General features: G+C 66.8%; 9 protein-coding genes and 1 tRNA gene. 3 read left to right on the top strand and 7 right to left on the bottom strand.

Annotation, left to right across the window (positions count from 1 at the left end):
• Positions 1-156: 156 nt before the first annotated feature.
• From Q0071_RS05280 to Q0071_RS05260, 5 genes are all read right to left on the bottom strand, one after another.
• Complete coding sequence (locus Q0071_RS05280) at positions 157-654, bottom strand: arsinothricin resistance N-acetyltransferase ArsN1 family B (protein ID WP_298166056.1); 498 nt, start codon at positions 652-654, stop codon at positions 157-159.
• A 3-nt stretch (positions 655-657) separates the two neighbouring features.
• A complete protein-coding gene (locus tag Q0071_RS05275; RefSeq protein ID WP_298166054.1) occupies positions 658-1,989 on the bottom strand; it encodes an amidohydrolase family protein in 1,332 nt (443 codons plus the stop codon).
• 64 nt (positions 1,990-2,053) lie between these two features.
• A complete protein-coding gene (locus tag Q0071_RS05270) occupies positions 2,054-2,290 on the bottom strand; it encodes a DUF2312 domain-containing protein (RefSeq protein WP_298166052.1) in 237 nt (78 codons plus the stop codon).
• Positions 2,291-2,371: 81 nt separating this feature from the next.
• Positions 2,372-3,043 (bottom strand): RlmE family RNA methyltransferase, encoded by a 672-nt coding sequence (locus Q0071_RS05265; RefSeq protein ID WP_298166050.1) that lies wholly within the window; start codon positions 3,041-3,043, stop codon positions 2,372-2,374.
• Positions 3,040-4,113, bottom strand: coding sequence for a Ppx/GppA phosphatase family protein (locus tag Q0071_RS05260; RefSeq protein WP_366886085.1), 1,074 nt, complete (start codon positions 4,111-4,113; stop codon positions 3,040-3,042). The genes Q0071_RS05265 and Q0071_RS05260 overlap by 4 nt, the downstream gene beginning before the upstream one ends.
• 434 nt (positions 4,114-4,547) lie before the next feature.
• On the opposite strand from Q0071_RS05260, the gene Q0071_RS05255 reads away from it, so the two are divergent.
• From Q0071_RS05255 to Q0071_RS05245, 3 genes are all read left to right on the top strand, one after another.
• Positions 4,548-4,621, top strand: a tRNA-Gln gene (locus Q0071_RS05255).
• A 163-nt stretch (positions 4,622-4,784) separates the two neighbouring features.
• Entirely contained in the window at positions 4,785-5,663 is an 879-nt protein-coding gene (locus Q0071_RS05250; RefSeq protein ID WP_298166046.1) for a TIGR00730 family Rossman fold protein, read from the top strand.
• A gap of 6 nt (positions 5,664-5,669) precedes the next feature.
• Positions 5,670-6,194 (top strand): GNAT family N-acetyltransferase, encoded by a 525-nt coding sequence (locus tag Q0071_RS05245; RefSeq protein WP_298166044.1) that lies wholly within the window; start codon positions 5,670-5,672, stop codon positions 6,192-6,194.
• Here Q0071_RS05245 and thiD read toward each other — a convergent pair.
• A complete protein-coding gene (gene thiD, locus Q0071_RS05240) occupies positions 6,173-6,937 on the bottom strand; it encodes a bifunctional hydroxymethylpyrimidine kinase/phosphomethylpyrimidine kinase (RefSeq protein WP_298166041.1) in 765 nt (254 codons plus the stop codon). The two genes, Q0071_RS05245 and thiD, sit on opposite strands and share 22 nt — an antisense overlap.
• Entirely contained in the window at positions 6,934-7,158 is a 225-nt protein-coding gene (locus Q0071_RS05235) for a DUF1272 domain-containing protein (protein ID WP_298166039.1), read from the bottom strand. The genes thiD and Q0071_RS05235 overlap by 4 nt, the downstream gene beginning before the upstream one ends.
• Positions 7,159-7,164 lie beyond the last annotated feature (6 nt).

Below are 7,164 nucleotides of genomic sequence, written 5' to 3'. Positions count from 1 at the left end.
AGATGGAAGCCATTTGGTCGCCCCGAAGGGGTTTAGCCAGAATGGCCCATTGCTGCGTCGGAAAGGCTTGAGATATCGACATATCCCTGCGCCTTCCCTCCTTGCACTGAGCCATTCTGCCCTAAACCTCGATGGCGCGGTTTGTGAGTTTACGGCCTAGAGTACCCGCTGCCACCAGCCCACATCGCGCCACGCGCCCATTTTCCAGCCGACTTCGCGGTACACGCCGACGGGGGTGAAGCCGCAGGCCTCGTGCAGCGCAACGCTGGCGGGGTTGGGTTGAGCGATCCCGGCAAAGGCGGCGTGGAAGCCCTTGGCCTTGAGCCGCGCAAGCAGCTCACCATAAAGCGCGCGGCCGATGCCGGCGCGTGGGAAGGCCGGGCTGACATAGATCGCCACATCGCAGGATGAGGCATAGGCCGCGCGGGTCCGGTGCGGGCTGCCATAGGCATAGCCGGCGACCTCGCCCCCGCGTGTCGCGACAAGCCAGGCGTGGCTGGCGCCGTAGTCCGCGATGCGGCGGGCCATGTCCTCCGCGTCGGGTGGTTCCAGCTCGAAGCTCACCCAGCTGTCGGTGACGTAGGGGCGGTAGATCGCGGCGCAGGCCTCGGCGTCTTCTGGGCCTGCATCGCGGATCGTCAGCCCTTCCGCCATCGGTCAGGGCACCTGCTTTATCACCGCGCCGCGCTTCATCACGAAATCGACGTGTTCGAGGCGGGTGACATCGCTGAGCGGATCGCCGTGGACTGCGATGATATCGGCCGGCATGCCCGGCGCGATCCGGCCCACACTATCGCTGCGGCCCAGCGCTTCGGCAGCGTTCACCGTGGCAGCCGCGATGGCGGCCATCGGCGTCATGCCCGCCTTGACCATCAGAGCGAATTCCTGCGCGTTGTCCCCATGGCGCGAGACGCCAGTGTCTGTCCCGAACGCGATCTTCACGCCCATCCGGATCGCCAGTTCGTGCGATTTGCGTTCCGCGGCGGCGGCGTTTTCGGCCTTGGGGATCGTCGCGGGCGGCAGCAGACCGGCACGCGCCTGCGCCAGTGCCGCAACCGGGGCCAGCATGGTCGGCACGAGCCAGGTGCCGTGTGCGAGCATGGTCTTGATCGTCGGCTCATCGAGGAAGGTGCCGTGATCGATCGTATCGACGCCGGCGTTGACTGCGGCCATCGTCCCGGCTGCGGCATGGCTGTGCGCGGCCACCTTCCGGCCAAAGCCGTGCGCCGTTTCGATGACGGCCTTCATTTCCTCGTCGGTCATTTGCTGGCCGAGACCGCCCGCCACATTCGAGAGCACGCCGCCGGTTGCGGCGAACTTGATGACTTGCGCGCCGAGCCGGATCTGCTCGCGCACCGCGCGGCGGCAATCGTCCGCGCCGTTGCAGAGATTGTTGTAATCATGCGGCGTGAAGGCGCCGTAGCTCTCCTCATTGAGCCCGCCGCCGTCGCCATGTCCGCCCGAGACCGAGATCATCGTGCCAGCGTTGACGATGGTTGGGCCAGGCACTTCGCCGGCATTGATCGCATCGCGCAGCGCGCGGATACCGCGCGGCGGACCGCCCAGATCACGCACCGTTGTGAAGCCGGCTTCCAGCGTCTGCAGGGCATGCTGCGCGGCGAGATAGGCCGAATCCTCGCGGTCGCGCGTGGACTGCTCCAGCCGCTCGCGCATCGGATCGCCGTCGCTGAACAAGTGGACGTGCATGTCGGTAAGCCCCGGCAGCACGAAGGCATCGCCGAGTTCGACGGTCGTGGCGCCGGTGGGCGTGGGCAGCGTGCCATCGCTGACGCTGGTGACCACGCCATCGGTGATCACCACGGTGGAAGCCCCGCGCGGGGGCTTGCCGGGCTGATCGAGCAGCCGCCCGGCGTGCAGATAGACCACCTTGGGCTGCCGCTTTGCGGGCGCATCGGCTGCCGCAGCGGGCGCCGCAATGGCGACCAGTGCGGCAAAACCGGCAAGGAGGGCGGGGCAGGAAAGGCGCATCAGGCAAACTCCGACTGGACGTTTCACCGCAGCCTAGCGCCTTGTCACCCCGCGTCCAGTGATCCTATTCGATACCGAGCGCGTTCTTGTAGGTATCGAGAATCGCTTCCATTTCGCGGCGATCATCGGGCTTCAGCTTACGCAGACGCACGATCTGGCGCATGATCTTGGGATCGTAGCCGGTCGATTTCGCCTCGGAGTAGACGTCCTTGATATCGTCGCCGATGCCCTTCTTTTCTTCCTCGAGGCGTTCGATACGCTCGATCAGGAGGCGCAGGCGGTCGTCGGCGGAATCGGCCATGGGGTAGGGTCTCCGGTCAGATAAGATCGGCTCCGTTAGGACCGGGAGACCGATTCGCGCAAAACCCAGCCTGTGGAAAGTTCAGGCTTCCTCGCGCCCCTTGAAGCCTTGCGCGATCACGTACCACTCGGACGAATCCTTGCGGCTGGCGGGCGGCTTGGCGTGCTTGACCGACTTGAAGTTGCGCTTGAGGATGGTGAGCAGTTCGGCGTCGGTCCCGCCGGCAAAGACTTTGGCGACGAAGGCTCCGCCGGGCGCCAGCGTCTGGACCGCAAAATCGACCGCGGTCTCGACGAGGCCCATGGTGCGCAGATGGTCGGTCGCCTTGTGGCCAACGGTGTTGGCGGCCATGTCGCAGATGACGAGATCGGGCGGACCACCCAGCGCACTGGTCAGCGCAGCGGGGGCCTCATCGGCCATGAAGTCCATCTGGAAGATGGTCACGCCCTCGATCGGCTCCACGGGCAGGAGATCGATGCCGACGACTTCAGCTTGCGATGCCTGCTTGCGCACGACTTGCGCCCAGCCCCCGGGCGCAATGCCGAGATCGACCACGCGGCGCGCGCCCTTCAGCAGGCCGAAGCGCGTATCGAGCTCGATCAGCTTGAACGCGGCGCGGCTGCGCCAACCCTCCGCCTTGGCCTGCTTGACGTAGGGATCGTTGAGTTGGCGGGATAGCCAGCGATTGGACGAGGCCGTGCGGCCCTTGGCGCTCTTGACCCGCGTGCCGGGGTCGCGGCCGCTTCGGCTCATGCGGCAGTGCCTCCGTTAACGCTCTTGCCTTGCGCTGTTTCCGCGCGCCTGTCGCCCAGCCCGCCCGCCGCCATCAGGCTGCGCAGAATGCCTTCGCGGATGCCGCGATCGGCGATGCCGAGCCGTTCGGCTGGCCAGATGTCGAAGATCGATTCGAGGATCGCGCAGCCCGCGACGACGAGGTCCGCTCGTTCGCGCCCGATGCAGGGCACGGCGATGCGCTCGGCGGGGGAGATATGCGCAAGGCGCTGGCTGATCTCGCGCATCGAGGTGGTGGGCACGATCAAGCCGTCCACCGCGCTGCGATCATATTGCGGCAGGCCGAGGTGCAGGCTGGCGAGCGTGGTGACGGTGCCGCTCGTGCCGAGCAGGCGCAGGCCGCCATCCGCCGCCGCCGATTCGCGCGCCGGGGCAACGCGTTCGGAGAACCGGGCGAAGCCATCGGTGATGCGGGTGCGCATCTCGTGATAGGCGGCGGCGCGGGCTTCGGCGGTCAGTTCGATCGGGCCGATGCTTTCGGTAAGCGAGACGACGCCCCACGGCACCGATTGCCAATCGAGGATGCGGGGCACCGTATCGCTGGTATCGACCAGGACCATCTCGGTCGACCCGCCGCCGATATCGAAGATCATGGCGGGTCCGCAGCCGGGCTCGAGCAGGATGTGGCAACCGAGCACGGCGAGCCGCGCTTCCTCCTCGGCGGTGATGATGTTGAGGCAGATGCCGGTTTCGCGGTGGACGCGTTCGATGAATTCCTCGCCGTTGGTGGCGCGGCGACAGGCTTCGGTGGCGACCGAGCGCGCAAGGTGCACGCCGCGCTTGCGCAGCTTGTCGGCACAGATGTGGAGCGCGCCAAGCGCACGGTCCATGGCCGCATCCGAAAGCCGGCCTGATTGCGCGAGCCCTTCGCCCAGTCGCACCACGCGGCTGAACGCATCGATCACCATGAAGTGATCACCTGAAGGCCGCGCGATGAGCAGGCGGCAATTGTTGGTGCCGAGATCGATCGCGGCATAGGCCTGGCGATGGAACGGCGGGGTCTTCTGCCAAGGTGCGCGCGGCGCCTCCATGGGTGGCGGCGGGGCCGAGGGCTGGGCCAGCCGCTGGGCGGGGGGCTGGGCCGGGGGCGGAGTTGAGACCACTGGGGCCGGCGCACTCATGGCGAGGTTTGCTGCGGGGCTGCTAGCGGGCCGCGGTTCGGGCCCAGAGACTGGACCGGCAGGGTTGCTGGCCGACGCTGCCGCCGCGGGACGCGCTCCCCTTGGCTTGCCGCGGGACGCTGATTTGCGCCCCCGCCGCTTGCCTGGCCGCGTCTTGCGCTGTTGCGCCGGCGGATCGAATTCCGCCATGTCTACCAATCGCTTATGTTCTCCCGCCAAGGGAATGCCCGGCAGGTACTTGACACGCACTCTAGCGTTCCTGCGGCTTTCGGGCAAGTACGGCGCGGGAAGGGCGTGCGTCACCTTGACTTGAACGCACGCCCCGCCTAAAGGCCCGCCCTCATTGCCCCGTCGTCTAATGGTAAGACAACGGATTCTGATTCCGTTTATCGAGGTTCGAATCCTCGCGGGGCATCCATTTTCCGCCATATTCGACGCCCGGCGTCCGGTTGCGTGCACTGCGCAAAAGCCGGACTTGCAGGTTGTCGTTGTCGGGCCAGACCGATTTCACATCAGCAATCTGCCAGACCGGAAGCATCGCCCATTGCGATTTGGCGCCGCGCTTGCGACACCTCCCGGTCATGACCGATGAAGAAGCTCACGAACTTTCGCACCGCAAATTCTACAAGGCCGAGCAGGAAGTCGGCTTTGTCGAATCGCACGATAATGTCACCCCGCAGCAGCAGGACCCGGCCTATCGGCTCGCCTTCCGCGACACCGATTTCCTGCTGCGCGAGGAATTGCGTCCGGTCCGCTTCCAGCTTGAGCTGCTGAAGCCCGAAATGCTGCTCGACGAGGCGGGGATCGGCTCCACCCTCGTGATGTACGGTTCGGCGCGGATTCCTTCGCCCGAGGAAGCGGACGCGGTGCGCGCGGCGGCGGCGACGCTGGAGCAGCAGAAGGTCGCCGAGCGACTGATCGCCAAGGCGCGCTACTATGAGGAGGCTCGCAGGCTGGCGCAGATTGCCAGTCGCAGCGCTGTGGTCGAGGATGGCAAGCGCCACTTCGTGATCTGCTCGGGCGGTGGCCCTTCGATCATGGAAGCGGCCAATCGCGGGGCGGCGGATGTCGGCGCGGAATCGATCGGGCTCAACATCACGCTGCGGCACGAACACACGCCCAACGCTTATGTGACGCCGCACCTCTCGTTCCAGTTCCACTACTTCGCGCTGCGCAAGATGCACTTCCTGCTGCGCGCGCGGGCCGTGGCGGCGTTTCCGGGCGGCTTCGGCACGTTCGACGAACTGTTCGAACTGCTGACGCTGGTCCAGACCGGCAAGATGCAGCCGATCCCGATCCTGCTGTTCGGCGGGGATTTCTGGAACCGGGTGGTGAACTTTGCGGCGCTTGCCGAGGAGGGCGTGATCAGCGCTGCGGACATCGACCTGTTCCACATCGTGGAGACGGCGGAGGAAGCCTGGGATCACATCACCGCATTCTACGGACTCGATCTGGACTGAAGACCCATGGCCGAACTGCGCACCGAGCGGCTGGTCCTGCGGCCCGCTTGCTCCGGCGATCTCGACGCGTTGCATGCGATCATGCGCCAGCCGCGCGCCATGGCCTATTGGTCAACGCCGCCGCACGACACCCTCGCCCAGACCGCCGATTTCCTCGATGGCATGATGACGATCCCGCCGGGTGAGGGCGAGGACTTCGCGATCGAGTATCAAGGCCGCATGATCGGCAAGGCCGGGCTCTATCGCTTTCCCGATATCGGCTACATTCTCGATCCAGACCATTGGGGCCGCGGATTGATGCGTGAGGCGCTGACGGCCGTGATTGCGCGGGCCATTGCGGTGCATGGCCTGCCGCGCATTCAGGCCGACGTCGATCCGCGCAATGGTGCCTCGCTGCGGCTGCTGGCGCGGCTGGGCTTTCGCGAGACGGACCGGCAGGCGCGGACCTGGCTGGTGGGTGAGGAATGGTGCGACAGCGTCTATCTGGTGCTGGACGCGGCGGACTGGTCTCAGGCTTGCAGGACGGCGTAGTGTCCGAGCGGGCCGCTGCCTGCACCGAAGCCGGGCGCAGCGAGCAGGGCAGCGCGGACGAACCGGCGGGCCTCGGCGACCGCTGCGGCCAGCGAGAGGCCGCGCGCGAGATGCGTGGCAATGGCGCTCGATAGCGTGCAGCCGGTGCCATGGGTGTGGCGCGTGTGGATGCGCGGCGCGGTCCACACGACATCGTCCTCACCCGGCACGGCAAGCCGGTCAGTCACGTCTGGCCCTTCCGCATCGCCGCCCTTGCCGAGCCACGCGATGCCGCGCGCGCGCAGCGCTGCCGCGCCGCCCAGCGCGGCGAGTTCCGGCACGTTGGGCGTGGTCAGCGTGGCGAGCGCCATGAGCCGTTCGAATGCCGCGATGGTGGCGGCATCGGCGAGCGCCGCGCCACTGGTGGCGATCATCACTGGATCGAACACGATGGGCACGGCGAGCCGCTCAAGCCGCTGCGCCACCACGGCGGCGATCTCGGGCGAACCGAGCATGCCGATCTTGACCGCGTCGACGCCGAGATCGCCGGTGCAGGCATCGATCTGCGCGGCGACCATCGCGGGGCTCGCGGCCTCGACCATGTGAACCCCGGTCGTGTCCTGCGCGGTCAGCGTGGTCACGGCGGTCATCGCATAGCCGCCGAGCATGGTGATCGTCTTGATATCGGCCTGAATGCCCGCGCCGCCGCCTGAATCCGAACCGGCAATGGCCAAGATTCTGGGGGCCACACGTGGTGCGTTCATCCCTTGAACTTCCGCTCGGTCGAAGGCGGATATTTGGCATGCAGCGGCTTGGCGCGGCTCGGGCGGTCCATCAGTTCGCCGCCGCAATTGGGGCAACGGTCATCAAGCACTTCGGCGCATTCGGCGCAGAAGGTGCACTCGAACGAGCAGATGAACGCGCCCGGCGCATCGGCGGGGAGATCGGTGCCGCAGCGTTCGCAATCGGGGCGCATTTCCAGCATAGGGAC

It is taken from the genome of Novosphingobium sp. (genome assembly GCF_027486195.1).
Classification (GTDB): domain Bacteria; phylum Pseudomonadota; class Alphaproteobacteria; order Sphingomonadales; family Sphingomonadaceae; genus Novosphingobium.
The sequence above is the reverse complement of the archived record's forward strand: the minus strand, read 5'-3'. Positions and strand labels throughout refer to the sequence as shown.

Coding starts and splice junctions, on each gene's coding strand:
- Q0071_RS05270 (WP_298166052.1), bottom strand. CDS start 2,290: ATGGCCGATTCCGCCGACGACCGCCTGCGCCTCCTGATCGAGCGTATC.
- Q0071_RS05250 (WP_298166046.1), top strand. CDS start 4,785: ATGACCGATGAAGAAGCTCACGAACTTTCGCACCGCAAATTCTACAAG.
- Q0071_RS05260 (WP_366886085.1), bottom strand. CDS start 4,113: ATGGAGGCGCCGCGCGCACCTTGGCAGAAGACCCCGCCGTTCCATCGC.
- Q0071_RS05275 (WP_298166054.1), bottom strand. CDS start 1,989: ATGCGCCTTTCCTGCCCCGCCCTCCTTGCCGGTTTTGCCGCACTGGTC.
- Q0071_RS05265 (WP_298166050.1), bottom strand. CDS start 3,043: ATGAGCCGAAGCGGCCGCGACCCCGGCACGCGGGTCAAGAGCGCCAAG.
- Q0071_RS05245 (WP_298166044.1), top strand. CDS start 5,670: ATGGCCGAACTGCGCACCGAGCGGCTGGTCCTGCGGCCCGCTTGCTCC.
- Q0071_RS05235 (WP_298166039.1), bottom strand. CDS start 7,158: ATGCTGGAAATGCGCCCCGATTGCGAACGCTGCGGCACCGATCTCCCC.
- thiD (WP_298166041.1), bottom strand. CDS start 6,937: ATGAACGCACCACGTGTGGCCCCCAGAATCTTGGCCATTGCCGGTTCG.
- Q0071_RS05280 (WP_298166056.1), bottom strand. CDS start 654: ATGGCGGAAGGGCTGACGATCCGCGATGCAGGCCCAGAAGACGCCGAG.